Annotated in this window: 26 protein-coding genes and 3 tRNA genes; 12 read left to right on the top strand and 17 right to left on the bottom strand. The window is 66.7% G+C overall.

Annotation, left to right across the window (positions count from 1 at the left end; genetic code table 11):
- The first annotated feature begins 32 nt into the window (after positions 1 to 32).
- From nadE to N2K95_RS00815, 3 genes are all read left to right on the top strand, one after another.
- Positions 33 to 854 (top strand): ammonia-dependent NAD(+) synthetase, encoded by an 822-nt coding sequence (nadE, locus tag N2K95_RS00825; protein WP_255791455.1) that lies wholly within the window; start codon positions 33 to 35, stop codon positions 852 to 854.
- A 110-nt stretch (positions 855 to 964) separates the two neighbouring features.
- On the top strand, positions 965 to 1,768 hold the full coding sequence (locus N2K95_RS00820; protein WP_255791454.1) for an exodeoxyribonuclease III: 804 nt from the start codon (positions 965 to 967) through the stop codon (positions 1,766 to 1,768).
- 2 nt (positions 1,769 to 1,770) lie between these two features.
- Positions 1,771 to 2,625: a hypothetical protein gene (locus tag N2K95_RS00815; RefSeq protein ID WP_227920746.1), complete on the top strand. Its 855-nt coding sequence runs from the start codon at positions 1,771 to 1,773 to the stop codon at positions 2,623 to 2,625.
- 6 nt (positions 2,626 to 2,631) lie between these two features.
- Here the strand turns inward: N2K95_RS00815 and N2K95_RS00810 are convergent, their stop codons facing one another.
- From N2K95_RS00810 to N2K95_RS00775, 8 genes are all read right to left on the bottom strand, one after another.
- On the bottom strand, positions 2,632 to 3,243 hold the full coding sequence (locus N2K95_RS00810; protein ID WP_255791453.1) for a hypothetical protein: 612 nt from the start codon (positions 3,241 to 3,243) through the stop codon (positions 2,632 to 2,634).
- Positions 3,240 to 3,827 carry a DUF6286 domain-containing protein gene (locus tag N2K95_RS00805; protein WP_260652498.1) on the bottom strand — a complete coding sequence of 196 codons (588 nt, stop codon included), beginning with the start codon at positions 3,825 to 3,827 and terminating at the stop codon, positions 3,240 to 3,242. Before N2K95_RS00805 ends, N2K95_RS00810 begins: the two co-directional genes overlap by 4 nt.
- Entirely contained in the window at positions 3,824 to 4,192 is a 369-nt protein-coding gene (locus N2K95_RS00800; RefSeq protein WP_255791540.1) for a hypothetical protein, read from the bottom strand. Before N2K95_RS00800 ends, N2K95_RS00805 begins: the two co-directional genes overlap by 4 nt.
- Positions 4,193 to 4,203: 11 nt before the next feature.
- Complete coding sequence (locus N2K95_RS00795) at positions 4,204 to 4,395, bottom strand: DUF2273 domain-containing protein (protein WP_255791451.1); 192 nt, start codon at positions 4,393 to 4,395, stop codon at positions 4,204 to 4,206.
- 76 nt (positions 4,396 to 4,471) lie between these two features.
- The gene (locus N2K95_RS00790) at positions 4,472 to 4,972 is read right to left on the bottom strand and encodes an Asp23/Gls24 family envelope stress response protein (protein WP_260652497.1); all 501 of its coding nucleotides are present in this window, start codon (positions 4,970 to 4,972) and stop codon (positions 4,472 to 4,474) included.
- 110 nt (positions 4,973 to 5,082) lie between these two features.
- Positions 5,083 to 5,158 (bottom strand) — tRNA-Phe (locus N2K95_RS00785).
- Positions 5,159 to 5,214: 56 nt separating this feature from the next.
- Positions 5,215 to 5,288 (bottom strand) — tRNA-Asp (locus tag N2K95_RS00780).
- Positions 5,289 to 5,347: 59 nt separating this feature from the next.
- Positions 5,348 to 5,420 (bottom strand) — tRNA-Glu (locus N2K95_RS00775).
- A gap of 145 nt (positions 5,421 to 5,565) precedes the next feature.
- Between N2K95_RS00775 and N2K95_RS00770 the strand changes: the two genes are divergently transcribed.
- Together N2K95_RS00770 and N2K95_RS00765 are read left to right on the top strand one after the other, a co-directional pair.
- The gene (locus N2K95_RS00770; protein ID WP_255791539.1) at positions 5,566 to 5,925 is read left to right on the top strand and encodes a metallopeptidase family protein; all 360 of its coding nucleotides are present in this window, start codon (positions 5,566 to 5,568) and stop codon (positions 5,923 to 5,925) included.
- Positions 5,926 to 5,934: 9 nt separating this feature from the next.
- Positions 5,935 to 6,864 carry a cation diffusion facilitator family transporter gene (locus tag N2K95_RS00765; protein ID WP_260652496.1) on the top strand — a complete coding sequence of 310 codons (930 nt, stop codon included), beginning with the start codon at positions 5,935 to 5,937 and terminating at the stop codon, positions 6,862 to 6,864.
- A gap of 12 nt (positions 6,865 to 6,876) precedes the next feature.
- On the opposite strand, the gene N2K95_RS00760 is transcribed toward N2K95_RS00765, so the two are convergent.
- Entirely contained in the window at positions 6,877 to 7,878 is a 1,002-nt protein-coding gene (locus N2K95_RS00760; RefSeq protein ID WP_260652495.1) for a universal stress protein, read from the bottom strand.
- Positions 7,879 to 8,050: 172 nt separating this feature from the next.
- Between N2K95_RS00760 and N2K95_RS00755 the strand changes: the two genes are divergently transcribed.
- Complete coding sequence (locus N2K95_RS00755; protein ID WP_260652494.1) at positions 8,051 to 8,692, top strand: MDR/zinc-dependent alcohol dehydrogenase-like family protein; 642 nt, start codon at positions 8,051 to 8,053, stop codon at positions 8,690 to 8,692.
- A gap of 3 nt (positions 8,693 to 8,695) precedes the next feature.
- On the opposite strand, the gene N2K95_RS00750 is transcribed toward N2K95_RS00755, so the two are convergent.
- On the bottom strand, positions 8,696 to 9,307 hold the full coding sequence (locus N2K95_RS00750; RefSeq protein WP_260652493.1) for a copper resistance CopC family protein: 612 nt from the start codon (positions 9,305 to 9,307) through the stop codon (positions 8,696 to 8,698).
- 109 nt (positions 9,308 to 9,416) lie between these two features.
- Here N2K95_RS00750 and N2K95_RS00745 point away from each other — a divergent pair, with 109 nt between their 5' ends.
- On the top strand, positions 9,417 to 10,847 hold the full coding sequence (locus N2K95_RS00745) for an NCS2 family permease (RefSeq protein ID WP_260652492.1): 1,431 nt from the start codon (positions 9,417 to 9,419) through the stop codon (positions 10,845 to 10,847).
- A gap of 112 nt (positions 10,848 to 10,959) precedes the next feature.
- Here the strand turns inward: N2K95_RS00745 and N2K95_RS00740 are convergent, their stop codons facing one another.
- The 6 genes from N2K95_RS00740 to N2K95_RS00715 all read right to left on the bottom strand — a co-directional run bounded on the left by N2K95_RS00740 (position 10,960) and on the right by N2K95_RS00715 (position 17,381).
- Positions 10,960 to 13,173 carry a catalase gene (locus tag N2K95_RS00740; RefSeq protein ID WP_260652491.1) on the bottom strand — a complete coding sequence of 738 codons (2,214 nt, stop codon included), beginning with the start codon at positions 13,171 to 13,173 and terminating at the stop codon, positions 10,960 to 10,962.
- 126 nt (positions 13,174 to 13,299) lie between these two features.
- Entirely contained in the window at positions 13,300 to 14,193 is an 894-nt protein-coding gene (locus N2K95_RS00735) for a spermidine synthase (protein WP_260652490.1), read from the bottom strand.
- Positions 14,193 to 14,705 carry a GNAT family N-acetyltransferase gene (locus tag N2K95_RS00730; RefSeq protein WP_255791442.1) on the bottom strand — a complete coding sequence of 171 codons (513 nt, stop codon included), beginning with the start codon at positions 14,703 to 14,705 and terminating at the stop codon, positions 14,193 to 14,195. Before N2K95_RS00730 ends, N2K95_RS00735 begins: the two co-directional genes overlap by 1 nt.
- Positions 14,706 to 14,751: 46 nt before the next feature.
- Positions 14,752 to 15,405 carry an O-methyltransferase gene (locus N2K95_RS00725; RefSeq protein ID WP_260652489.1) on the bottom strand — a complete coding sequence of 218 codons (654 nt, stop codon included), beginning with the start codon at positions 15,403 to 15,405 and terminating at the stop codon, positions 14,752 to 14,754.
- A gap of 33 nt (positions 15,406 to 15,438) precedes the next feature.
- On the bottom strand, positions 15,439 to 15,780 hold the full coding sequence (locus tag N2K95_RS00720) for a thiamine-binding protein (protein WP_260652488.1): 342 nt from the start codon (positions 15,778 to 15,780) through the stop codon (positions 15,439 to 15,441).
- Positions 15,781 to 15,866: 86 nt separating this feature from the next.
- The gene (locus N2K95_RS00715) at positions 15,867 to 17,381 is read right to left on the bottom strand and encodes an amino acid permease (protein WP_260652487.1); all 1,515 of its coding nucleotides are present in this window, start codon (positions 17,379 to 17,381) and stop codon (positions 15,867 to 15,869) included.
- A 279-nt stretch (positions 17,382 to 17,660) separates the two neighbouring features.
- On the opposite strand from N2K95_RS00715, the gene pta reads away from it, so the two are divergent.
- From pta to N2K95_RS00690, 5 genes are all read left to right on the top strand, one after another.
- A complete protein-coding gene (gene pta / locus N2K95_RS00710; protein WP_260652486.1) occupies positions 17,661 to 19,706 on the top strand; it encodes a phosphate acetyltransferase in 2,046 nt (681 codons plus the stop codon).
- Entirely contained in the window at positions 19,707 to 20,852 is a 1,146-nt protein-coding gene (locus N2K95_RS00705; RefSeq protein WP_260652485.1) for an acetate/propionate family kinase, read from the top strand.
- A gap of 121 nt (positions 20,853 to 20,973) precedes the next feature.
- Positions 20,974 to 21,468: a hypothetical protein gene (locus tag N2K95_RS00700; RefSeq protein ID WP_260652484.1), complete on the top strand. Its 495-nt coding sequence runs from the start codon at positions 20,974 to 20,976 to the stop codon at positions 21,466 to 21,468.
- A 133-nt stretch (positions 21,469 to 21,601) separates the two neighbouring features.
- Complete coding sequence (locus N2K95_RS00695) at positions 21,602 to 22,789, top strand: zinc-dependent alcohol dehydrogenase (protein ID WP_255791434.1); 1,188 nt, start codon at positions 21,602 to 21,604, stop codon at positions 22,787 to 22,789.
- Positions 22,790 to 22,998: 209 nt separating this feature from the next.
- Positions 22,999 to 24,345, top strand: a complete 1,347-nt coding sequence (locus N2K95_RS00690; RefSeq protein WP_260652483.1) for an MFS transporter — start codon at positions 22,999 to 23,001, stop codon at positions 24,343 to 24,345.
- 91 nt (positions 24,346 to 24,436) lie between these two features.
- Here the strand turns inward: N2K95_RS00690 and N2K95_RS00685 are convergent, their stop codons facing one another.
- Complete coding sequence (locus N2K95_RS00685) at positions 24,437 to 24,955, bottom strand: metallophosphoesterase family protein (RefSeq protein ID WP_260652482.1); 519 nt, start codon at positions 24,953 to 24,955, stop codon at positions 24,437 to 24,439.
- Between the last annotated feature and the right edge of the window lie 3 nt (positions 24,956 to 24,958).

Raw genomic sequence — 24,958 nt, 5'->3', positions numbered from 1 at the left:
ACGGCGCAGCAGACGGATATAGGCTGTGGTCCATGCGGAAACTACAAGAGGAAATCATTGCCGAACTGGGAGTTCAGCCCACTATTGATGCGGCAGCGGAAATCCGCCGCCGGGTGGACTTCCTCAAGGACTATCTGCACGCTTCGCATGCCGGGGGTTATGTTCTGGGCATCAGCGGTGGAGTGGATTCCACGCTCGCGGGCAAGCTTGCCCAGCTCGCCGTGGACGAGCTGAAGGCCGAAGGTACCCAGGCGCAGTTCATTGCCCTGCGGCTGCCCTACAACGTCCAGCACGACGAAGCGGACGCCCAGGCCGCCCTCGAGTTCATTGCCCCGTCCGAGTCCCTGGTCTACAACGTCGGCCCGGCAGTGGACGGCTTCGAGGCCGAATACGTAAAGATGACCGGCGAGAAGATCACCGACTTCAACAAGGGCAACATCAAGGCCCGGGTGCGCATGACCGCACAGTACGCGGTGGCCGGCCAGCACAACCTGCTGGTGATCGGCACCGATCACGCCGCGGAATCCGTCACGGGTTTCTTTACGAAGTTCGGCGACGGCGGCGCGGACCTCCTGCCCCTCTCCGGTCTGGACAAACGCCAGAACCGGGCACTGCTGGCCGAACTCGGCGCCCCCGAAAAGCTCATCGCCAAGGCCCCCACCGCCGATCTGCTCGATGACAGGCCCGGCCAGACCGACGAAACCGAGCTGGGCCTGAGCTACGACACCATCGACGGCTATCTGGAAGGCGAGGACACCCCCGCCGAAGACGCCGAAAAGATCGAGGCCCGCTTTGTGATGACCCGGCACAAGCGCACCATACCGGTCACTGTTTCCGACACCTGGTGGAAATAGCGCCGGTCGCTGATCGGCTGCCCCGCTGCGGACGGCCCGCCGTGACCGTCCGCAGCGCCGCCGCGGCAGTGCGCAGTGTGGAGGCGGACCGGATTCGGTAACGTAGCAGTGTGAAGATAGCTACCTGGAACGTGAACTCCATCCGCGCCCGAGCCGACCGCATTGAGGCCTGGCTGCAGCGCTCCGACGTCGACGTCCTGGCCATTCAGGAAACCAAGGCGAAGGACGACAATTTCCCCTGGGAACTGTTCGAGAAGAACGGCTACGAGGTGGCGCACTTCGGGCTGAGCCAGTGGAACGGCGTGGCGATTGCCTCCCGCGTGGGGCTCGACGACGTCGAACGCACCTTCCCGGACCAGCCGATGTTCGGCAAGACCGAGGACACCACCGTGGCCGAGGCCCGTGCCATCGGTGCCACCTGCGGCGGCGTCCGCGTGTGGAGCCTGTACGTGCCCAACGGCCGTGCCGTGGATGATCCGCACATGCCGTACAAGCTGCAGTGGCTCAAGACCCTCAAGAACCATGCCGCCGAATGGATCACCGAGAACCCGTCCCTGGAACTGGCCCTCATGGGTGACTGGAACATCGCCCCGCAGGATGACGATGTGTGGGACATCGACTGGTTCCGCGCCCAGAACGCCACGCATGTCACCGATCCCGAGCGCCAGGCATTCTCGGAATTCCTCGACGCCGGATTCGTCGACGTCGTCCGCCCGTTCCATCCCGGCCCCGGCGTCTACACGTACTGGGACTACACGCAGCTGCGGTTCCCGAAGCGCCAGGGCATGCGCATCGACTTTGTCCTGGGCTCCCCCGCCCTGGCCCAGCGGGTCACCGGCGCCGTGATCGACCGGGAAGAGCGCAAGGGCAAGGGCGCTTCGGACCATGCACCCGTGATTGTGGAACTGGACTAGCCGTGGCGCGGCATCCGCAGCAGTCGCTGTACCGCACCTTTCCGTTTGTCTCCTACCTGCGCGTCTACGAGCCGCTGGACGCCTTTGATGATCACCAGCAGCTGGCCATCATGGAGCAGCGCGCCCGCGGACGCCACGAAACCGAGGTCCTGGAACGCACCGACGCCGTCCGCCGGCTGGTCCGGGTGGTATCGGACCCGTTCCCGCACAACGCCACGGACCTGGTCCGGGTGCTGCATTACCCCGCGCAGGAAGGGGTCACCAACCGGCTGTACTGCCCGAACCAGCTGGCGGTGCGCACCTCCCTGGCGGCGGAATCCCTGGGCGAGTCCATCCGCGGGCCGCTGGTGGACGTGCTCGTTCCGGAAGTAGCCCGCGAAGCGCACGCCGCACGGCTGGATCCGGATTCCTTCGCGGACTCGCTGGCGAAGCTGCACACCCGCTCCGCCACCTGGGGCGTGCCCTTCGGCTGGTTCGTCCTGCTGCATGAAGAGGACCACACCGAGGTGGTGGAGGATGACGGCCATGTCCAGACCGTGCGGCTGTCCGCCCCGGTGCTGCAGTGCATCGACCGGGCCCGTGCCGCCTCGGCTGCCCTGGCGATGGCCGCCCCCGAGCTGGACCTGCTGGATGAGCTGGCCGAACTGACCGCCTGGCTGGAAGTTTTCGATCCGGATGCCGTGCTGGAACTGGACTACGGCCCGGTGGCGGACCTGGTGTTCCCGGACGACTCCCCCTCCGATGTGCGGCTGGGCATCGAGTCGCTGGCCGACGGCGACATGACCGGCGCTGCCGCCGCGTACCGCCGGCTGGCCTCGCGCTGGATTCCGATCCGGCAGCTGGCCCGGGCCTCCTAGACAGAGCTAGCGGACCCGGTCCTCCCGGTTGAAGCGCAGCCGCCGTCCGGCCTCCAGGCTCAGCAGCACCGGGATCTGGTGCCCGAGCACGGCGTCCAGGGTTTCCACCAGGGCGGTGGCATCGGCGGCAACCAGATGCGGAGCAGCACCCTGGCGCGGGGTGATCCGCACCCGCAGGGCGCTGCGCCCCTTCACCGAGTAGGTGCTCACGGCAGAGGCCGCGACATCCGGGTTCTCGCGGAGGGCATTGCGCAGGGCCTGCTCGGCCACGGTTCCGCTGATCGCCACCCGGCCGGGGGCGCCGTCGTCGTCGTATTCGGAGACAAGTGTTCCCGTCCGGCCGCCGCCCTGGCCCGCCATCCACACTGCCATCAGCACAATGCCCAGGAAACTGAGCAGGGCAAGCCCCACCCAGATCCAGCTGCCGCTGCCGCCGGGCAGTGCCGAGGCGGACAGGGCAGAGGCGACGCCACTCCCGGCGTCGGCGGCGATCCCGTTCCAGGTCCGCGCGGCAGCGGGCCAAGCGGAAATGAGCGCCAGCCCGGCGCCGATGCACATCAGCACCAGCCCGAGCAGGCCCAGCAGGAAGCGGTTCAGTGCCCGCGGGGTGGCATTCACTGTCCAATCACCCCGGCTTCGGCAACCCGCACCCGGACGGCCGGCTGCGGGTCCAGGTTGGTCAGCAGCAGCTCGTCCTCCACAGCGGACCGTACGGCCTCGGCGTCCACGGGAGTGCCCGACGTCGGGCGGATCTGCACCTCCACCACGGTTCGTCCCACTGTCACCAGCACCTGCTGCGGTGTGACGCCGGCCCGCATCCGGGCGCACCGGGCCAGCGACGCCGCGAGCACCTCGCCGTCCACAACGACGGCGGCACGCGGGTTGGGCAGTGAGTAGCGGGCGCGGCGGCCCGGCAGCACTGCGGGCAGGAAGAACAGTAGCCCGGCGAGGAAGATCAGCGTCCCGGACAGCCCCAGAATCACGGGATCCACGTCCGCCGGCAGATCGGCAAGCCACCGGCCGAAGGTCGGCGGATCAATCAGCCACGGCTTCTCCCCCAGCGCCTGCAGCACGGATTCCAGCAGGACGTAGGCAAAAAAGAGGATACCGAAAACGGCGGCGACGGCCGCGGCGGCAGTGCGGGCCGAATGGGTTTCGCGTCGGACGATCCTGCCGGTTACCTCCTGGTCCGCCTGCTTCACTGCACCCGCCTGCCCTCGGCCGGCAGGGCGCCGGTAATGCGGATATCCACGCGGGACAGCCGGGAACCGGTAAGCTCGGCGACCCGCTCGAGCAGCACCGGTTTGGCCGCATGCGCCCGGTCCCAGACACTGCCCCCGGCGCGGTGCAGCATGGCCTCGGTGAGTGCCTGCAGCGGCGGCAGGGCGATGGGCAGGGATACCGAGAGTGCCAGCAGCCCGTGGTCATCGGTCCACTGGACACGCACCTGGGCGGCGGGGACACCGAAGTATTCGGACGCGGCGGCCTTGGCGGTGCTGGTCAGTGCCTGGGTGCTGATCCGGTTGTGTCCGGCCAGGTCCGCACGGACCACCGCCGCCTTGGCCATTGAAGCGGTGCTCACGAAGAGGAGCGGCGGCCGGTCAGCGCATCGGAAACGGTGCGGAAGTCGATCTTGCCCTCCGCAGCGCGGCCCAGCAGCGCTCCAACTGCAATGAACAGGGCGGTCAGCAGAAAGCCCCAGAAGTCGAATATCAGTGCGGCGAAAGCCAGTACGGCTCCGATTGCCATTCCCACCACTGTTGGTTTCATTTCCCCTGCCTTATTCCCTGCCCCGTAGCTTCCCTGCCCGTAACCTGTGCGTCCCGCGAGGAACGTGTCTCGAAGCCTATACCGCTTTGGCGCCGCCGACCGGTGCGGCACCGGACGGCTCCGCGGGAAGGTGCACATCGGTGATCTCCACGTTGACCTCGACGACGCTGAGGCCAACCAATTCCTCCACCGCACCGTAAACGGCGGCACGGACATTGTTCGCAACCACGGTCAGGGCATTGCCGTAGACGGCCACCAGGCTGACATCGACGGCTACCTCGCGTTCACCGACTTCCACGTGCACGCCGGAGGTGGCGTTTGTTGTTCCGCCGACGGCGTCGCGCACCGCGCCAAGGGCCCGTCCGGGAGTGTTGCCCAGGTTGAAGACACCGGGAACGGCCCGGGCAACAATCGCGGCGACCTTGGCCACCGCCTGCTCGCTGATGGACGTGCGGCCGCCCACGGTCGCCGGGACGCCGGAGCCGGCTCCGGCATGCGGCGGAGATGCGGGGGCGGGGGTAACTGGAGCAGTCGTGGCGGCTGCGGTTGCCGCTGATGTGTTCCGGAGCTCATCCATGGGTTCAGCGTATCCCGGGGGCGGGACGTTGCGGAGCCTCCCGTGAAGGCTGTCCGGGCAAAAAGAAAAACCCCGTCCTGTCTCCTGCGAGACAGCTACGGGGTTTTAGCTGGTGGCTCCGACCGGCGTCGATCCGGTGACCTTTCGATTTTCAGTCGAACGCTCTACCAACTGAGCTACAGAGCCTGGCATCATCAACCGATGATCACCGAGATCTTCCAAATCGCTTCAGAAAATCTGAGCGACCCTGACGGGACTTGAACCCGCGACCTCCGCCGTGACAGGGCGGCGCGCTAACCAGCTGCGCTACAGGGCCTTGCATTTCACGAGTGTAAACTCTACCAGATTCTCACCGGCTCATTTACCACTCCTGAGTACCCCCAACGGGATTCGAACCCGTGCCGCCGCCGTGAAAGGGCGGTGTCCTAGGCCGCTAGACGATGGGGGCCAACAGAACACACATGGATTGAAGCGGCTGGTGAACCAGTCGTTTCGCTCCGTTGTGGACTCTAAAACTATAGGGCTTTTTTCCGGAATATCCAAAACGCCTTCGGTGAGGGCTGCGCCACTACAGTGGAGGGGTGCCAATTGAGATGAGTCCGGACGAGTTCGACGCCTGCGTGGAAGCAGCCCTCGACTCCATTCCGGCGGATCTGTCCCGCGCCATGAACAACGTGGCGGTCTTCATCGAGGATGAGTATGTGCCGGGCCCGCACGAAGATCCGGACACCGAGCTGCTGGGGGTCTACGAGGGCACCCCGCTGACCGAACGGGATTCCTGGTGGGACGCCGGTTCACTGCCGGACCGGATTGTGGTGTTCCGCGGACCGCTGCTGCGGATGTGCTCCAGCCGGGAGGAAGTAGTGGACGAGGTCCGCATCACCGTCATCCATGAGGTAGCCCATCACTTCGGCATCAACGACGAACGGCTGCATGAACTGGGCTGGGGCTAGCCTTTAAGCATGAGTGGGAATCACGGCCACAGCCACGGGCTGGGCACAGTCACCGCCACCGGGAAACACCGGCGGCGGCTCCTGATCGTTTTCCTCATCACCCTCTCGGTGGTCGTCATCCAGGTTGCCGGCGCCCTGCTCTCAGGATCGCTGGCACTGCTTGCCGACGCCGGCCACATGCTCTCCGACGCAGCCGGGGTCTCGATTGCCCTGGTCGCGTCATGGATTGCCGCCCGCCCGGCGACGTCGCGGCGGACCTACGGCTACCAGCGCGCCGAAGTACTGGCCGCCCTGGCCAACGCCGTGCTGCTGATTGTTATTGCCGTAGTGATCTTCGTGGAGGCGCTCCGGAGGCTGGGCAGCGAACCCGACGTCGACACATCGCTGATGCTGCCGTTCGCCGTTGTGGGCGGCCTCGCGAACCTGATCTCCCTGCTGGTTCTCCACGCGGGCCGGAAAGAGTCTCTGAATGTCCGCGGCGCCTACCTGGAGGTGCTGGGCGACCTGCTGGGCTCGGCTGCAGTGGTGGTGTCCGCCGTCGTGATCATGACCACCGGCTACCAGCAGGCGGACACCTGGGCCTCGTTCCTGATTGCCCTGATGATCGCCCCGCGGGCCTGGTCACTGCTGCGGGAGGTCATCGACGTGCTGCTTGAGGCCACCCCGCAGGGTGTGGACGTGGGCATGATCCGCGACCACATTGTGTCCGTGGCCGGAGTGTCGGACGCGCACGACATCCACATCTGGACCATCACCTCAGGGGTGCCGGTGTTCTCCGCACACGTGGTGGTGGAGGAAGAGCACCTCACCCCGGACGGCCTGGACCGGGTGCTGGACCGGCTGACCCGGTGCCTCAGCAGCCACTTCGACACCGAGCACTGCACCTTCCAGCTGGAGCCGGCCAGCCACGCCGTCCACGAGGGCCAGCAGCACGCCTAAATGCCCGGCGGGCTATTCAGCAATCATCGGGCCGAAGTTCGGCCGGTCCAGCAGCCGGGGATCGTCATGGTCCGGCACCACCATCAGGGGGCCCTTGGCGTGGTGCAGCACGCTCTGGCTGGTGGATCCCATCAGCATGCCGGCGAAGCCGCCCCGGCCGCGAGTGCCCATCACCAGCAGCTCGACCTTCGCGGTGCGTTGGATCAGGATCTCCCCCGGGCTGCCGTCCACCAGTTCCACGGTCATTTCCAGTTCCGGGAAGTGGCTCTGCAGCCAGTCACGGCCGGCGTCGAGCTGTTCCTGCAGCTCCGAATGCAGCGCCTCGATATCCAGCGGTGCGGGCACCCAGGCGAGTGAGCCGGTGAACGGCGGCAATGCACACAGGATGCGCAGCGGGAGGTTTCTGCTCTGCGCCTGTTCGGCCGCAACCAGCGACGCGGCCCGGCCCTGTTCCGAACCGTCCACGCCAACGACGACGGCGCGGTGCACCGCGTCCGGGTCCGGAGAGTTCGCCGGCGGCCGCACGCCCGAGTCGGGCAGCCGGCCGGCGGTCCGCAGCGGCACCACGACCGTGGGGCACTTGGCGTGCGCCGGCAGGGCGCTGGAAACGGACCCCAGCAGGCGCCCGACAAATCCGCCGCGGCCGCGCGATCCCACCACCATGAGGTCGGCGTCTTCAGAGAGCTCCAGCAGAACGGCCGCCGCATCTCCGCTCTCCACCCGGGGGACCACTTCGAGTCCGTAATGGCTGATCCGCTCCACTGCCTCATCCAGCACCTGCCGGGCGCCGTCCCTGATGATTGCGTCATCAACAGTGGTGTACCCGGCGTCCATCGAGGAGGCAGCGAATATGGGTACCGTGTACGCCGTCACGACGTGAAGGGGGCAGCGCCGCCGCTGCGCCTCCCGGGCGGCCCAGAACAGGGCACAGATGCTCTGGTCCGATCCATCCACGCCCACGACGATGCCCGCAGGCCCGTCCGTGCTGCCTGCACCCCAGGTCGAATCAGTCATGTCCGTTCCTTCCGGTCCCCAACCGGCGCTTCACCTTCCGGCTGTCCTTGGCAGTAGCGTACCCCGCCGGGTGCCCGGCTACGCTACCGTCCCGGCCCAAGTGCCTATATGGTTCCGCCCCAGAACCGAAGCCTGTGGGGAGGTGTCCAAAACCGTCGGAAGGAACACCTGCGTGGATTCTCGTAGGGACGCCCGCACCGGTGCCTCCGGGCATGCCGAAACCACACACGGGGAAACAGCAACGGAGTTGACCTGCGCCATCGTCATTGGCTGCGGGCTCAGCGGTTTGGCGGTGGCCGCCGAGCTCTGCCGGCAGGGCGTGGACTCCATAGTGGTCCAAGGTCCGGCCCCGGCAGCAGCCACCATCAGGGAGGCAGCGGCGGAGCCGGAGGTACTCCCGGAGCGGGCGGAGCTGCTGCGCGTGCTGCACGCCTATGTTGCCAGCCACCGGCTGGACATCCGGGAGGATTCCGCCGCGCAGGAGATGACCCTGGCGGTTTCCGCCGGCCTGCTGCCCTCGCCGGTGGCGGGCTCCGGCAAATGGGCCGTACGCACAGGCAGGGAACTGCTGCTGGCCGACTACGTGGTGCTCACCAGCTGTTCCAGATCGGATCTGCGCAGGCTGGCCCGCGCCGTGGGGGTGGGCTCAGGACCCGAAGCGGCGGCCACCCTGCGGAGCGCGGGCGTCTACCTTGTGGGCGTTGGCGAAAACCTGCTGCCGTCCCTCCGGGGGCTGGTGCGGCAGGCCAAGGCTGCCGGGGAAGCTATTGCAGACGCCGGACTTCCCGCCCCGCAGTGCCTCCTACGGACGTAAGCGTCAGTCCTCGCGCAGCCGCCGGCGGACGATCAGGGCAATCAGTACTGCCACGGCTGCCAGCACCACGGCGGCCGGAACAATCACCGGCCACGGGGACCCCGGGTCATCGGACCGGTTCAGCACCGGACTTTGGGTTGCGTCGGGCAGCGGTTCAGCAGTGGACGGGGCGGCAGTGGCCGGAGCGGAGGCTCCGGCGGAGGTCCCGCCCGTGACGGTGAACGTGAACGACTCCCCGTCCCCGATCGGGTGGGCGTCGGAGGACACCACCCTCCAGTTCACCGTGTAGGTTCCGGCCGGCAGGGAAGAGCGCAGCGGCTGGGTGGCGGTGTTATCCAGGATCCGCACATCCCCGTCGGCCCAGTCGGTTCCGGCGGCGTCCAGGACCTGCACCCGGGAGCCGATGGCAGCTGGATTATTTGAGAAGACCAACTCAACGGACTCCGGGGCTGCCTCCAGCACGGCACCGTTGGCCGGGGTGCTGCCGGTCAGTTCATCATGCGCGGCAGCAGGCGGGGCCCAGACCAGCAGTCCGGCGCACAGAGCCAGCAGGAACGCGGCGGCCGCGGCGGCGAAACCTGATACCGAGCGGTTATTGCGGACAAAATTTATCACCGTTTCAGCCTAACCGCCCATGGTCCGGGGCGCTGACCCGGCTCCGCGATAAGATCTAAGAGCAGGATTCCCTCATCATCCCCCCGCAGGTCAGTTCAGAGGACGCATCATGCTCAAACAAGGTTCAAAGCTGGACCGCTACTTCGAGATCACCAAGCGTGGCTCCTCCGTATCAGCTGAAATACGCGGCGGTCTGGCCACCTTCTTCGCGATGAGTTACATCGTGGTCCTCAATCCGCTGATACTCGGCGGCGAGGATTCGATGGGTAACACCATGCCCGGCCCGGCAATCGCCGCGGGCACCGCCCTGGTGGCGGGCATTCTGACCCTCATCATGGGCATCTGGGCCAAGCACCCGTTCGCGATCGCCACCGGTTTGGGCGTCAACGCCTTCGTGGCCGTCACGGTTGCCTCAAATGACGGATTGACCTGGCCGGATGTGATGGGCCTGGTGGTGATCGCAGGCCTGGCGATGGTGATCCTGGTCCTGACCGGATTCCGCACAGCGGTCTTCCGCGCCGTGCCGCCCAGCCTGAAGACCGCCATCGTGGTCGGCATCGGCTTGTTCGTGGCGCTGGTGGGACTGGTCAATGCCGGGTTTGTACGGCGTAACCCGGATGCGGCCGGCACCACTGTGCCGCTGGGCCTGGGCAACGGCGGCCAGTTGCTGGGGTGGCCCACGCTGGTGTTTGTCTTCGGCCTGCTGCTGACCATTGTGCTGATGTCCCGCAAGGTCCGGGGTGCGATCCTCATCGGCATTGTCGCCTCGACCGTGTTCGCCGTCATTGTCGAATGGCTGGCCGATCCGGGCAGCCAGGGCGCCGGAGTGGCTACCGGCTGGTCGCTGGTGACCCCGAGCATGCCCCAATGGGCTGCTCCGGACCTCTCCCTGATCGGCGATGTCAGCCTCGTAGGGCCCTTCCAGACCCTGGGCGGAGTTGCCGCCTCGCTGCTGGTCTTCGTGATCCTGCTCAGCATCTTCTTCGATGCGATGGGCACCATGGTGGGCCTCGCCACCGAGGCCGGCAGCATCGACAAGGACGGCAACATCCCCCGCGTGGAGCGTGTCCTCCTGGTGGATGCCGCGGGTGCGGTGGCCGGCGGCGGCGCCGGCGTTTCCTCCAACCAGATTTTCGTGGAGTCCGGCGCCGGCATCGGCGAAGGTGCGCGCACCGGGCTTGCCTCCGTGGTGACCGGCCTGCTGTTCATCGTGGCCATGTTCCTGACGCCGCTGATCTATCTGGTGCCGTTCGAGGCCGTGGCCCCTGCCCTGGTGGTCGTGGGCTACCTGATGGTCTCCCAGGTCGGCAAGATCGACTGGAGCGACATCGGGCTGGCTCTGCCGTCCTTCCTTACCTTCACGCTGATGCCGTTCACCTACTCGATTGCTGACGGTCTGGGTGCCGGGTTCATCTCCTTCACCATCATCCGCGTCTTCCAGGGCCGGGGCCGCGAGGTCCACCCCCTGATGTACGTGGTGGCAGCGGCATTCGCCCTGTTCTTCGGCATCGGTCCGATCAGGGAAATAGCGGGAATCTAGGCGGGGAGCGATTCCGCCCTGCACCGCCAACCAAGACTGCCAAACAAGAAGGGATCCGCGGCCGCGGATCCCTTCTTGTTTTATCCGGTTTCGGCACCGGCAACCGCGTCAGCTAGGCGGTGGGGAAACGCTCCCACACCCGGTGGTTCGCCAGGAGCGCGGTAACGCCGGACGCAACCTCGGCGGCTCCGCCTACGACAATGCCGGGCGTTTCCGCGGGGATGCCGGCTGCCGCAAGGACCGAACCGCCGTCGCCCCAGGCCCCAAGGGCCTTGGCGTGGCGGAAGGCTTCGGCCAGGAGCAGGGTGACCCTGGGGTCAAGGGAGGGGTGCCCGCCCGGGTTGCCTGCCTTGGCATCCAGGCTGTCCGCCGCATCCGGTGCCGCGGCACCCGAGGCCGCCACGATCACGGCGTCGAATTCGGTGGAGCGGGCCGTCAGGTAGGTCCGCTGGACAGTGATTTCACCGCCCAGCTTGCCGCCGTGCGGTGCAATGACCAGCGGGACCATGCCCTCTGCATGGAGTGCTGCCAGGACCTCGGAAACCGTGGCCAGGTCGGATGCTTCATCGGCGACAACGCCGACCATCCGGCCGGCCACCGGCCAGGTGCCGCCGAGCTGGCTGAGGGCAGGGCTGGGGTCGGTGTCGGCGACGGCGAGGGCGGGAGCCGGGGCCGTCAGGCCCAGGCCGGCGGCCACATCGTCGGCAAGGCGCTTGTCGATATTCGCAAGCGACTGGAGCTGGCGCAGCCGGATGTTCTCCTCGTAGCACTTGCCCAGTTCAAACGTGTAGGCCTGAACCACATGGTCCTGTTCCACCGGCGTCAGGGAACGGAAGAACATCCGCGCCTGGCTGTAGTGGTCATCAAAGGTCGCCGGGTTCTCGCGCACTTTACGGGCCGCGGGCACCTCGACGGGAACGTCGATGAGGGCACCCATGTCTGCTCCGGCCATAAAGGGGCAGCCGCCGTCGAGGGAGTTGGGCTGGTACGGAGCCACGCCGGAATGGTCCGCACTCTGGTGGAACCCGTCCCGGAGCATGTCGTTGACGGGTGCATGCGGGCGGTTGATGGGAATCTGGCTGAAGTTCGGGCCGCCCAGCCGGGTCAGCTGCGTATCGATGTAGGAGAACAGCCGGCCCTGCAGCAGCGGGTCATTGGTGACGTCGATGCCCGGCACCAGGTGTCCGGGGTGGAAGGCCACCTGTTCGGTTTCCGCGAAGTAGTTCGTGACGTTCGCGTTGAGCGTCATGGTGCCGATGACCTGCACGGGAGCCAGTTCCTCGGGGACGAGCTTGGTCGGATCCAGCAGGTCGATGCCCTCGAACATTTCGTCCTCGGTGTCCGGGAAAACCTGGATGCCCAGGTCCCACTGCGGGAACGCGCCGGCCTCAATGGCGTCGGCAAGGTCGCGGCGGTGGAAGTCCGGATCCATGCCGTTAATGATCTGCGCCTCTTCCCAGACCAGGGAGTGCACGCCCTGGCGGGGCTTCCAGTGGAACTTCACCAGCGTGGTTTGACCGGCGGCGTTAATCAGCCGGAAGGTGTGGACGCCGAAGCCTTCCATGGTGCGGTAGGAGCGGGGGATGCCCCGGTCCGACATGTTCCACATGGTGTGATGCTGGGCTTCGGTGTGGAGGGAGACGAAGTCCCAGAAGGTGTCATGGGCGCTCTGGGCCTGCGGGATTTCCCGGTCCGGGTGTGGCTTGCCCGCGTGGATCACGTCGGGGAATTTGATGGCGTCCTGGATGAAGAACACCGGAATGTTGTTGCCGACCAGGTCGTAGTTTCCTTCGGCCGTGTAGAACTTGGTGCTGAAACCGCGGGTGTCCCGGACGGTGTCCGCGGAGCCGCGGGAGCCAAGCACGGTGGAAAACCGAACAAAGACGGGGGTCTCCACACCCTTGGCGAGGAAGCCGGCCTGCGTGACACCTTCAGCGGTGCCGTTGGCGGTAAACACGCCGTGCGCGGCAGCGCCGCGGGCGTGGACCACGCGCTCGGGAATGCGCTCATGGTCGAAGTGGGTGATCTTTTCCCGCAGGTGGTGGTCCTGCAGCAGCACCGGGCCGCGGGGACCGGCCTTGAGGGAGTGGTCTGTGTCCCGCAGCCGTGCGCCCTGCGCGGTGGTGAGGAACTTTCCACTCTGGGAGGTGGAGGACTTCGGTGCCCCGGTGGCCACGCCTGTGGCGGTAACCGTCTCCGGTCCGTCCTGGTCCGGCTTGGGCGGCAGCGGATCGCGGGGTTCCGTCGGTTCGGCCAGTTCCGGGGCCTGCGGAGCCGGGGCGCCGGGGACGAGCGGGTCGGGATCGGATGTGCTCTTACTGAACATGTAGCCTCCATCGTCGTAGGTCCGGACGCCGCCCGAAAGCGGCATCCCTCCCATCACCCTACTAACATAAGCATGCTGACTGTTAGTAGGGAGCTGCTGGAGGGACCCCTGTGTCGCCCTCAGGCATTACAGGGGACGCGTGGAAAGCCCCTGCCGGTCCGGCTGCTCCTCACCGGGACCATCATGCAGCGGGCGGGAACCTGCCGCGAAGCTGCGCACTTTTGCGTCATCCCAAAGATGGGCCGGCACCGCTCCGCCCAGCAGGGTGCGGGGCAGGGACGGATCCTCCGCGAACGGGGTGTCGCTGCCGGCCAGGATGATGTTGCCGTAGCGGCGGCCCTTGAGCATCGCGGGATCGGCGATCGCGGCGGTGTACTCGAAGGCCGCACAGATGGTTGCCGCTTCGGCCCGCGCACCGCGCAGGTCCGGAGTGTCACCGCAGTTGACCACGTAAATGCCGCCCGGTGCCAGCACGCGGATCACGTGGGCGGTGAATTCCGCCGTCGTCAGGGGGACGGGTGTCTTGGCGCCGGCGAAGACGTCACGGATCACCAGATCGCGGCTGTCCTCGTGCAGGGTTTCGGTGACGGCACGCGCCTCCCCCACCCGCAGCCGCAGCAGGGGTGCCCGGGGCAGGTCAAACCAGCCGCGGACCAGTTCGGCGAGCCGGCCGTCCAGTTCGACGGCCACCTGGCGGGCACCGGGATAGACGGCCGCGAGGTAACGGGCCAGCGAACACGCTGCGGCGCCCAGGTGCAGGGCACGCAGTGACGCGTCCGGACGCCAGCGCGATTCCACCAGGGCGGCGATCCAGCGCATGTATTCAAAGTCCAGATGGCGGGGGTCGGCCAGGTCGATATGCGAGCTGTGCACCCCGTTGATCATCAGGATCCAGCCGTCCGGGTTGAACGAGTCCGGAACGAGTTCGCAGGTTCCGGTGTCAATGGGATAAGTGCCGGCCACCGGGCCGGTGCCGGCAACTGCTTCCACCGGGTCCTTGCCGGGGCGCTTGCGTCCCATCAGTGCCTCACCATCCGGATTTCCACCATGCCGGTGCCGGCCCAGACCTGCGGCAGGTCCTTGGACGTCCCGTCGGCAACGAAACCGTTGCGGCGGTAGAAGGACTGGGCGCGGGCATTGTCCTCCAGCACCCAGACGTAGGCGGGTTCCGTCTCCACGGCATGCTCCAGGAGCGCCTGGCCAACTCCTTTTCCGTACGCTTCGGCCAGGATGTAGATGGACCAGAGTTCCAGCGCCACGTCCACGTCGCTGTCCCTTGCCGGGCCGGCGGAGGCGAAACCAAGGAGCCGGCCGTCCTCTGAGTGGGCCAGCCAGTTCCGGATGGCCGGGTCCGCTGCCTGTTCGGCCAGGGCGGCCCGCCGGTGTTCGACGGCGGCGCTGCGGTCCGCTTCCCGGCGCTGGAACACGTCCTCGCCCAGCACATGGGCGTAACTCTCCCGCCAGGACTGCAGGTGGACGGACACAAAATCCTCGGCGTCGCCGGGGGAAGCGCGCCGGATGCTAAAGCTCATACCTCCAGCTTAAGTCGGCACCGGCTGCGGCCCGGACAGCGGACAGTCACAGCACCAGTGCGAGCGCGAACCCGTCCCATCCCTTGGCCCCCACGGTCTGGAGCGCCGTGGCGTCCAGACGCGGATGTGAGCCCAGGATGTCCACGGCGGCACGGGTGCCCTGCACCGCCTCGTCGCCGTCCGGGTCCAGGATGCTGCCGCCGCGGACCACGTTGTCCACCACAATCACACTCCCCGGCCGGGAGAGCTTCACCGCCCAGTCCAGGTAGGCCGGGTTGTTGACCTTATCCGCGTCGATGAAGAACAGGTCGAACGGTTCCGCGTCCATGAGGTCCGGCAGGGTGTCCAGCGCCGCGCCCACCCGGATGCTGACGCGGTCCAGGAGCCCGGCCGCAGCCAGGTTGGCCCTGGCCACCTCCGCATGGCGCGGCTCGTATTCGCAGGTCACCAGCTCGCCGTCGTCGGGCAGGGCCCGGGCCAGCCAGGCCGTACTGAACCCGCCCAGGGTGCCGATCTCCAGGATCCGCCGCGCGCCGGCGATGCGGGCAAGGAGCATGAGGAACTTCCCCTGCGCCGCGGACACTTCGATGGCGGGCAGTCCTGCGGCGACGGTCGCGGCCACGATGGCGTTCAGGTCGTCATCCGGCTGCACCAGCCGGTTCCCCAGGTACTCTTCGACCCGTTCCCACTGCGCCGTCATCTTCCGCTCCCGTTCCGCCGATGCGTCCGGCTGCTAAGCGTGCCCGTTGTACTCGTCGAGGTCGCCCAGTGCCTTTTCCAGCCGTTCCACCTTGGCGGTCAGCTCGCCGGTGTGCCCGGGCCGGATGTCCGCCTTGAGTACCAGCGAAACGCGGCTGCCGTACTGGCCGACGGCCTCCGTAGCCCGGCGGATCACGTCCATCACCTCGTCCCACTCGCCCTCGAGGGTGGTGAACATGGCATCGGTGGAATTCGGCAGGCCGGATTCACGGACGATTCGAACGGCGGCCGCCACGGCGTTGTGCACCGAGGCGTCGGCGGACGGTCCGCCGGCGGGACCGGTGCCGGAGGGGGCGACTGAGAAGGCTACAAGCATCTGCCCAGTGTGCCACCGCGGGTACGAAAAGGCCCGCGCACACTGCGGGGCAATGTGGCACGGGCCTTGTCGGTGAATTGCGGCGCTTAGACTGCCGTGTCCCGGCCAGCACCGGCGGCGGCCACATCATGGAACTTCTCGTTCAGGCGTGAATGCCGCTGGCCGTAGGCGAAGTACAGCAGGAAGCCGATAAGGAGCCAGCCGGCGAAGTAGATCCAGGTCTCCACGGCCAGGTTGGTCATCAGGTACAGGCACAGCACTGCGGAAAGGACGGGGATCACCGGACCGAAGGGCACCCGGAAGGCCGGGCGCAGGTCCGGACGCTTCTTCCGCAGCACCAGAATGCCCAGGCTGACCACCACGAAGGCGGAAAGAGTGCCGATGTTGATCATTTCCTCGAGCACGTCCACCCTCGTGAACCCAGCCACCACGGCAACCAGGACACCGAGGATGATCTGCAGCCGGGCCGGCGTGGCGTGCTTGTCGCTGGTCCGTGAGAGGGATCGGGGCAGCAGGCCGTCCCGGGACATCGCCAGCACCACGCGGGCCAGGCCCATCAGCAGCACCATGATCACCGTGGTCAGGCCAATCAGGGATCCGACGGCGATGACCGATGCCGCTCCGGTATTTCCCACGAGGGCAAAGGCCGTGGCGAGGTTGGGATCTTCGGCTGCGGCCAGCGCGGTGTACGGAACCATGCCGGTCAGGGCCAGGGAGACGCCGATGTAAAGCAGCGTGACCACGGCCAGGCCGGCGAAGATGCCGCGCGGCAACGTCTTGCCCGGATCCTTGACCTCTTCGGCAGAGGTGGCCACCACGTCGAATCCGATGAAGGCGAAGAACACGATGGCGGCGCCGGCAAAGACACCGAACAGGCCGTACTGCGCAGGGGCGGCACCGGTCAGGAAGGAGAACAGGGACTGCTGCAGGACCCCCGAGGTTCCATCAGTGGCAGTGGGGACCGCATCCGGAATAAACGGCGTGTAGTTCTCCGCCTTGACGTAGAAGAATCCGGCGACGATCACGAAGAGCACCACGCCCACCTTGATGATGGTGAAAACGTTGCTCACCTGGGCGGAAAGCTTGGTACCCATGACCAGCAGGAAGGTAAAGACTGCAACGATCAGGAACGGGCCCCAGGTCAGCGAAATCACACCCAGTTCCAGCGTTGCCGGCACGTCCCAGCCGATAAGTGCAAAGACCTCGCTGAGGTAGATGCCCCAGTACTTCGCGATAACTGCCGCTGCGGTAAACAGCTCCAGGATGAGGTTCCAGCCGATAATCCAGGCCGCCAGCTCGCCCATCGTGGCGTAGGTGAACACATAGGCCGACCCCGCCACCGGGATGGCCGTGGCGAACTCGGCGTAACACATGATCGCCAGCGCGCATGTGATCGCCGCCAGCACGAAGGAAAGGGTTACGGCCGGACCGGAGAACTGCCCGGCCGCCCGGGCGCCCACCGAGAAGATACCCGCGCCTACGGCTACCGCAACACCCATGATCATCAGGTCCCACGTAGTGAGGGAGCGCTTTAGGCGGCGGCCCGGCTCGTCGGCATCTGCCAGGGAACTCTCAATGGGTTTGGTACGGAAGAGACTCACGGGGTTCCTTGCGTTATCTATGGGGAAACTAACCGATCAATCTTAGGCTTGGCGCTTGGCCCCACTTATTTTAGTCTCACATGCTGAGACAGCCGAATCCGCGAAGCGCCGCCTGCCGGACCGGCCGGGGTGTCCCTGCTGGCAAGTGCGGCAGCCTTTTGGGAAGATGAATATGACCTGGGCCACTTCGCGGATCCTCTAGTGGCTGAGCCCGGGTTTTCCATCCCGGCAACGAACGGACAAGCAGCTATGGCCGCCCGCGGAATCTATGTAAGCGCCATGACGCCCGGATCCGGCAAATCCCTCATCAGCCTTGGACTGGCCGACATGCTGGGCCGGCATGCAGACCGGGTGGGCTTCTTCCGGCCCATCGTGGAGGGGGAGGATCCGGCACAGGATCCCATGGTGGAGCTGATGCAGCGCCGCTTCAATCTGGGTCCTGCCACGTGCCGGGGAGGCCTGACCCGCGCACAGCTGCGGGCACTGCTGGTCGCCGGGGAGCGCGGGGAGGTTGATGCCCGGTGCCTGGCCGTCTACAGCGAGATCGCCGCGAACTGCGACGTCGTCATTGTCGAAGGCACCGATCTGTCCGGGCACGACGTCGCCCTGGAGTTCGATCTCAACGCCCGGCTGGCCAATGACCTCGGCACCATGGTGCTGGCCGTCGTGAACGCCCAGGAAAGCAGCGCGGCGGAAACTGCTGACGCGGTGGACGTGGCCCGCCGCCAGCTCGCCGACGCCAAATGCGACCTGCTGGCAGTGATGGTCAACCGTGCGGCGCCGTCCGACGTCGAGGCCGTCACCGCGGCCATCCGCCCCGGCCATAGCGGGCGGCCCGTCTATGTCATCCCCGAGCAGAGCGAAATTTCCCAGCCGTCCATCGCCGAGGTGCAGAATGCCCTGCAGGCCCGGCAGATTGCGGGCAGTTCCTCCCTGGAACGCGATGTCGCCGAGGTCAAGGTGGCCGCCATGACGGTGGCAAACTTCATCCCGCAGCTCTCGGACGGGACCCTGGTGATCGTTCCTGCCGACCGCGCCGACGTTATGGTTGCCACCCTGGCGTCCTCCTTCTCCTCCGACTTTCCCGTCGCCAGCGGCATGATCCTCACCGGTGGCATTGACGTGGAGCCTGCCATCCTGGGGCTGCTGGCGTCGGCACCCTTTCCCGTCTTCGAGGTCGGGATGGACACCTATACCACCGCGCGCCGGGTCAGCCGGGTCCGCGGCGAGATTTCCAGCGGCAACCGGCGGAAGGTGGCAGCTGCCCTGGGCACCTGGTCCCGGCATGTCGACGAGGCCGAACTGCTGGAACGCCTGGTCCTCCCCCGCCCGGCCACCACCACTCCGCTGCGGTTCCTCAATGAGCTCATTGTGCGTGCCCGCGCCAGCCGGCAGCGGATTGTGCTTCCGGAAGGACTGGACCTGCGGGTGCTGCAGGCCGCGGAGATCCTGAGCCGCCGCGATGTCTGCGCGCTCACGGTACTGGGACCCGAGGGCCAGATCCGCGAACTGGCAGCCAGCGAAGGCATCGATCTGTCCAACATCAACCTCATCAACCCGGCCACCAGCGGGCTCCGGGAGGAATTCGCCCGCGAGTACGCCACCCTGCGTAAGCACAAGGGCGTCTCCCTGGAGGACGCCCACGAACGTATGCTTCACGGGGCATACTTCGGTACCATGATGGTTAAGCTGGGCCGGATGGACGGCATGGTGTCCGGGGCTGCCCACACCACGGCGAACACCATCCGGCCCGCACTGGAGTTCATCCGGACAAAGGAGGGCGTCAAGATCGTCTCCTCGGTGTTCCTGATGCTGCTGGAGGACCGCGTCCTGGTCTACGGCGACTGCGCGGTGAACCCGGACCCGGATGCCGAGCAGCTCGCCGACATTGCCCTGGCCTCCGCCGCCACTGCGCAGCAGTTCGGCGTCACGCCGCGGGTCGCCATGCTCTCCTACTCCACCGGCTCCTCGGGGACGGGCGGTTCCGTGGAGCGCGTGCGGAAGGCCACCGACCTGGTCCGCCGCGCCCGCCCGGACCTTCCGGTGGAAGGACCCATCCAGTACGACGCCGCCGTCGACGCCTCCGTGGCCGCCTCCAAGGCTCCCGGCTCCTCCGTGGCGGGGCAGGCCACGGTGTTCATCTTCCCGGACCTGAATACCGGCAACAACACCTACAAGGCCGTGCAGCAGTCCGCCGGAGCAGTGGCCGTGGGCCCGATCCTGCAGGGCCTGCGCAAACCGGTCAACGATCTCAGCCGCGGCTGCACCGTTGAAGACATCGTGAACACCGTGGCCATCACCGCGGTGCAGGCTCAGGAGGATTAAATGCTGGTTCTGGTCATCAATTCCGGTTCGTCGTCGCTGAAGTACCAGGTCCGTGAGACGGACACCCAGGAGCTGCTGGCGAAGGGGATCATCGACCGGATCGGCGACGTGGTCCCCGACCACGCCGCGGCGCTGGAAGAACTCAGCGGCCGGCTGCGGGACGAGCTGCAGGGACGCTCCATCGACGCCGTCGGGCACCGGGTGGTGCACGGCGGCGAGCGCTTCAGCGAACCGGTGCTGGTCAACAACGAGATTGTCCGCTCGATTGAACGGCTCAGCCCGCTGGCCCCCCTGCACAACCCGGCCAGCGCCATGGGTATCCGTGCCGTGCATGACAAATGGCCGAAAATCCCGCAGGTGGCCGTCTTCGACACCGCCTTCCACCGCACCCTGCCCGAACATGCCTGGCGCTATGCCCTGCCGGACAGCCTGTACCGGCGGCACGGCATCCGCCGCTACGGTTTCCACGGCACCAGCTACGCCTACGTCGCCCCCGCGGCGGCGCGTTTCCTGGGCATCAACCCCGGGGAGTTCAACGCCGTGATCGCGCATCTGGGCAACGGCGCCTCGGTGGCGGCCATCAGCGGCGGCAGGAGCATCGACACGTCCATGGGGTTCACGCCCCTTGAGGGGCTGGTGATGGGCACCCGCAGTGGAGACGTTGATCCGTCCATCCTCATTTTCCTGGCCCGGCAGGGGTACGACGCCGATGCCCTCGATGACCTGCTCAACCGGGAGTCGGGGCTGCGGGCCCTGGCCGGCGAGTCGGACATGCGCGGCATCGAGGAGGCAGCCGACCACGGCAACGAGCAGGCCCGGCTGGCTCTGACCGTGGCCGCCTACCGGCTGGCCAAGTACATCGGCGCCTACCACGTGGCCGTAGGCGGTGCGCAGGCAGTGGTCTTCACCGCAGGCATCGGCGAGAACGGGTGGAAGTTCCGCCAGCTGGTGGTGGACCAGCTCGGTCCGCTCGGCATCCGGCTCGACACCGATGCCAACCTGGCATCCGGCAAGCAGGCCCGCCGGATCAGTTCGGCGGATTCCAGCATTCCGGTGCTGGTGGTGCCCACTGATGAGGAGGAAGCCATCGCGGAGGCGACGGCCGCCGTCGTCGCGGGAAACAAGGAATCCGCGGCAACCCTCTGACCGGCTGCACCCGCAGACGGCCGGAAAAGGAAAGAACGGCAGACAGCAGGACATCCGCGTTGATACGGTTGCATACCCGGTCAAGCAGCGGCCGGGGAATACCTGTCAGCGTGGAGAAGACATGGAAAATCCGCTGCGTGTTCTGGTCCAGGTAGATACGCGGAATGCAGCCGCCTCAATCGAAGTCCGCGGAGCCCTCACGGGCACGAGCTGCGATGCCCTGCTGAACATCCTCCATCACACCGCCACCCTCGGCGCAGACATCTGCGTGAACCTCTCGCGTGCCGCCCGGATCGAGGCCACGGCCCTGGAGGTTCTCGCCGGTGTTGCGGACGACGTCGAGCGCTCCGCACCCGCGGGCCTGCCGCTGCGGGTGCACATCCAGCTCCCTCCGACGCCGGGTTCCCCGTCCGGGAATCCGGCCGGCTCCGGCCGGACCGGCAGCAAGGAAACACAGGACGGCACAACGGCACTGGATAACCGGACCGCACTGGACATGATCCTGCGCCGGGACAGCCGCGTCCTTGCCCGGCTCCGGAAAACCGGCCCGCGGGACACCCCCGCGGCCGGCGTCAGCGCACCGCCGTGGCCCGTCCTCCCGGGCCGGACCTCCTGACCACCCGCACCTCTCCGCCATTCCTGACGCGCATTCATCAGAAAGCACCGTTTTGTCAGTACGCTTATGAATTGACACTATGAGTAGTAGTTCTTTCAACGCACTCAGAATGCAACCAGCAGGAGGATCGCACGTGAAAGCAGTTACATGGCAGGGAAAAAACTCCGTAAGCGTGGAGCAAGTACCTGATCCCACCATCCAGGAACCCACCGACGCCATCATCCGCGTCACCTCCACGGCCGTCTGCGGCTCGGACCTTCACCTGTACGGCGTCCTGATGCCGTACATGAAGGAAGGCGACATCCTCGGCCACGAGACCATGGGCATCGTCGAAGAGGTCGGCTCGGCCGTCACCAGCCTGAAGAAGGGTGACCGTGTGGTCATTCCCTTCCAGATCGCCTGCGGCAGCTGCTACATGTGCCGCCAGGGCCTGCAGACCCAGTGCGAGGTCACCCAGGTCCGCGAAAAGGGCTCCGGCGCCGCGCTCTTCGGCTTCTCCGAGCTGTACGGCTCCGTTCCCGGCGGCCAGGCCGAGTACCTGCGGGTTCCGCTGGCCGACTACAACCCCATCAAGGTTGGCTCCGAACTCCCGGATCACCGCTACCTGTTCCTCTCCGACATCCTGCCCACCGCCTGGCAGGGCGTGCAGTACGCCAACGTGCCCGACGGCGGCACACTCGCCGTCTACGGCCTGGGGCCGGTGGGCCAGTTCGCTGCCCGCATCGGCACCCACCTCGGTTACCGCGTGATCGGCGTGGAGCCGGTTCCGGAGCGCCGGGCCCTCGCTGCGCAGTACGGCGTCGAGGTGCTGGACCTGCACAAGGACGTCGCGGACGAGCTGCGTGAAATGACCGACGGCCGCGGCCCGGACTCGGTCGTGGACGCCGTCGGCATGGAAGCCCATGGCTCCCCCGCTGGCAAGGCCGCCCAGACCGTCGTCGGCCTGCTCCCGGACAAGCTGGCCCAGAAGGCCATGGAAACCGCCGGCACGGACCGCCTTTCCGCCCTGCACGGAGCACTCGACGCCGTCCGCCGCGGGGGCACCGTGTCCCTGAGCGGCGTTTACGGCGGCACGGCCGACCCGATGAACCTGATGGCCATGTTCGACAAGCAGCTGAACCTGCGCATGGGACAGTGCAACGTCAAGCGTTGGACCGATGACCTGATGCCGCTGGTCGAGGATTCCGCCGATCCGCTGGGCGTGACCAACCTGGTGACCCACCAGGCCGGCCTCGAGGACGCACCGGAGCTGTACCGGAAGTTCCAGAAGAAGGAAGACGGCTGCATCAAGGTCGTGTTCCAGCCCGGCATCCAGAACTAACCGATACCGGAACTGCCCAAAAGCCAGGACCCGCCGCAAGGTGCGGGTCCTGGCTTTTTCGCTTTAACCGCATCGATCCGCGCCGATAGATGTAATTAGCGCCACACCACTCTGTGGCCCTAGACTCATTGAGGTTCTTTCAACGAACACTCGTTCGCCATGCGCACAGCGTCGGGCACCCCACATCCCGCAGCAAGTTAGGTAGTGCCATGGAAATCAAGGAACGCATCGAGGCGGCACCCATGAAGCGCATGCAGGTCGGCATTGTCGCCATCTGCGTCGCCTTGAACATGATCGACGGCTTCGACGTCCTGGTCATGGCTTTCAGCGCCAATTCGATCAGCGAGTATTGGGACCTCAGCGGCGCCCAGCTGGGCATGCTGCTGTCGGCGGCCCTCTTCGGCATGGCAGTGGGATCCATCCTGGTGGCCCAGGTGGCTGACATCATCGGCCGGCAGAAGACCATCCTGATCTGCGCCCTGGTGATTTCCGCGGGTATGTTCGCCTCCGCTTTTGCACCGACCTATACAGTCCTCTTTGTTCTGCGCTTCATCACCGGGCTGGCCATCGGCACCATGCAGGCAAGCCTCAACGTCTTTGTCTCCGAGTACTCCTCGGCCAAGCGGCGTTCCACCGCAATCAGCTTCTACAGCGCCGGGCAGCCCATCGGCGGCATGCTGGGCGGCATCATTGCGGGCATCCTCATCGCGGCGTACAGCTGGCACGCGGCGTTCATTTTCGGCGGCATCATCACGCTGGCCATGATCCCGTTCATTCTGAAGCTGCTGCCCGAATCCCTGGACTACCTCATGACCCGGCGCCCGGCCGGCGCCCTGGACAAGACCAACCGCATCCTGGCCCGGCTGGACCAGCCGCAGATCACCGAACTGCCCCTCATTCCCACAGGCACGGCACTGACTGTCGGCTCCCGCTGGAAGGCACTGTTCTCCGGCAGGTACGCGGCGACCACCGTCTTCCTGTCCATCGCCTTCATGATGCTGATGGCCAGCTTCTACTTCGCGAACTCCTGGACCCCCAAGCTCGTCACCGCCAGCGGCTTCACGGCACAGGACGGCATCGACGCCGGTGTGCTCTTCAGCCTGGGCGCGATCATCGGTTCCATCGTCTTCGGCCTGATCGCCGCCCGTTTCGCCGTCAAGTGGGTCCTGGTGACGTTCTTCGTCCTAGCCGCCGGCGGATTCGGTGTGTACGCGGTCTCCACCGGCGCGCTGCCCACGGCCCTGTTGGCGGCTGCCCTGCTGGGCTTCCTGGTGAACGCAGGCATCGCCGGCATGTTCTCCATCGGCCCCGTCTATTACTCCTCGGACGTCCGCGCCACGGCGGTCGGGTTCATCACCGGCATGGGCCGGGTGGGTGCCATCATCTCCCCGATCGTGGCCGGCTCGCTGATCGACGGCGGCTGGGAACCGGGCAGCCTCTACTTCCTGTTCATCGTCCCGATGCTCGTGGGCGGCGCAGCAATTGCCTGCCTGCGCGGCAACGACCGCCGGAAGGCAGCCGGAACGGTTCTGCACAGGGACACTGTCCCGGCCTGACCCGGCCAGCGCCGGTGGACCGGTTCTGCACAGGGACACTGTCCCGGCCTGACCCGGCCAGCGCCGGTGGACCGGTGCTGCCCAGGAACGTTCAGGAACGCCCGTTCTCCCGCGGTGGAAGCCGCCGGAGATCGGGCGTTACTGTTTTCCCGTCAATCTCCAGGCGCAGGTAGGTGCAGAACGGCTGGCGCCGGCGGTCCGTGGGGGACCCGGGGTTCAGCAGCCGCATTCCGGCCGGTGTCACGGAATCCCAGGGGATGTGGCTGTGCCCGAAGACCAGCAGGTCCGTGTCCGGGAACTGGACATCCATGCGTGCTTCACGTTTCAGCGCAGAACCGGTCTCATGCACGACGGCGAGCCGCACCTCCTCGACCACGGCCCGGGCCACCAGTGGCAGCCGGGACCGCAGCGCGGCGCCGTCGTTGTTGCCGTAACAGGCAATCAGCTGCCGCGAGCGGGACTGGAGCTCGTCCAGCAGTTCCTCATTCACCCAGTCGCCGGCATGCACCACAATGTCGGCGGCTTCGATGTCCGCCCACAGGACCTCGGGCAGCACCTTGGCCCGCTTGGGCAGGTGGGTGTCCGAGAGCAGCAGGAGTTGAGTGGCCATCCG

This window comes from Arthrobacter zhaoxinii (genome assembly GCF_025244925.1).
In the GTDB taxonomy this organism is placed as follows: Bacteria; Actinomycetota; Actinomycetes; order Actinomycetales; family Micrococcaceae; genus Arthrobacter_B; species Arthrobacter_B zhaoxinii.
This window is presented reverse-complemented; position numbering and strand designations above follow the sequence as displayed.

What these genes read in the sequence shown, in the direction of transcription:
- nadE (WP_255791455.1), top strand. Translation starts at nt 33, where the DNA reads ATGCGGAAACTACAAGAGGAAATCATTGCCGAACTGGGAGTTCAGCCC.
- N2K95_RS00800 (WP_255791540.1), bottom strand. Translation starts at nt 4,192, where the DNA reads ATGGCCAAGGCGGCGGTGGTCCGTGCGGACCTGGCCGGACACAACCGG.
- N2K95_RS00795 (WP_255791451.1), bottom strand. Translation starts at nt 4,395, where the DNA reads ATGAAACCAACAGTGGTGGGAATGGCAATCGGAGCCGTACTGGCTTTC.
- N2K95_RS00790 (WP_260652497.1), bottom strand. Translation starts at nt 4,972, where the DNA reads ATGGATGAGCTCCGGAACACATCAGCGGCAACCGCAGCCGCCACGACT.
- N2K95_RS00770 (WP_255791539.1), top strand. Translation starts at nt 5,566, where the DNA reads ATGAGTCCGGACGAGTTCGACGCCTGCGTGGAAGCAGCCCTCGACTCC.
- N2K95_RS00765 (WP_260652496.1), top strand. Translation starts at nt 5,935, where the DNA reads ATGAGTGGGAATCACGGCCACAGCCACGGGCTGGGCACAGTCACCGCC.
- N2K95_RS00760 (WP_260652495.1), bottom strand. Translation starts at nt 7,878, where the DNA reads ATGACTGATTCGACCTGGGGTGCAGGCAGCACGGACGGGCCTGCGGGC.
- N2K95_RS00745 (WP_260652492.1), top strand. Translation starts at nt 9,417, where the DNA reads ATGCTCAAACAAGGTTCAAAGCTGGACCGCTACTTCGAGATCACCAAG.
- N2K95_RS00740 (WP_260652491.1), bottom strand. Translation starts at nt 13,173, where the DNA reads ATGTTCAGTAAGAGCACATCCGATCCCGACCCGCTCGTCCCCGGCGCC.
- N2K95_RS00735 (WP_260652490.1), bottom strand. Translation starts at nt 14,193, where the DNA reads ATGGGACGCAAGCGCCCCGGCAAGGACCCGGTGGAAGCAGTTGCCGGC.
- N2K95_RS00730 (WP_255791442.1), bottom strand. Translation starts at nt 14,705, where the DNA reads ATGAGCTTTAGCATCCGGCGCGCTTCCCCCGGCGACGCCGAGGATTTT.
- N2K95_RS00725 (WP_260652489.1), bottom strand. Translation starts at nt 15,405, where the DNA reads ATGACGGCGCAGTGGGAACGGGTCGAAGAGTACCTGGGGAACCGGCTG.
- N2K95_RS00720 (WP_260652488.1), bottom strand. Translation starts at nt 15,780, where the DNA reads ATGCTTGTAGCCTTCTCAGTCGCCCCCTCCGGCACCGGTCCCGCCGGC.
- pta (WP_260652486.1), top strand. Translation starts at nt 17,661, where the DNA reads ATGACGCCCGGATCCGGCAAATCCCTCATCAGCCTTGGACTGGCCGAC.
- N2K95_RS00705 (WP_260652485.1), top strand. Translation starts at nt 19,707, where the DNA reads ATGCTGGTTCTGGTCATCAATTCCGGTTCGTCGTCGCTGAAGTACCAG.
- N2K95_RS00700 (WP_260652484.1), top strand. Translation starts at nt 20,974, where the DNA reads ATGGAAAATCCGCTGCGTGTTCTGGTCCAGGTAGATACGCGGAATGCA.
- N2K95_RS00690 (WP_260652483.1), top strand. Translation starts at nt 22,999, where the DNA reads ATGGAAATCAAGGAACGCATCGAGGCGGCACCCATGAAGCGCATGCAG.
- N2K95_RS00685 (WP_260652482.1), bottom strand. Translation starts at nt 24,955, where the DNA reads ATGGCCACTCAACTCCTGCTGCTCTCGGACACCCACCTGCCCAAGCGG.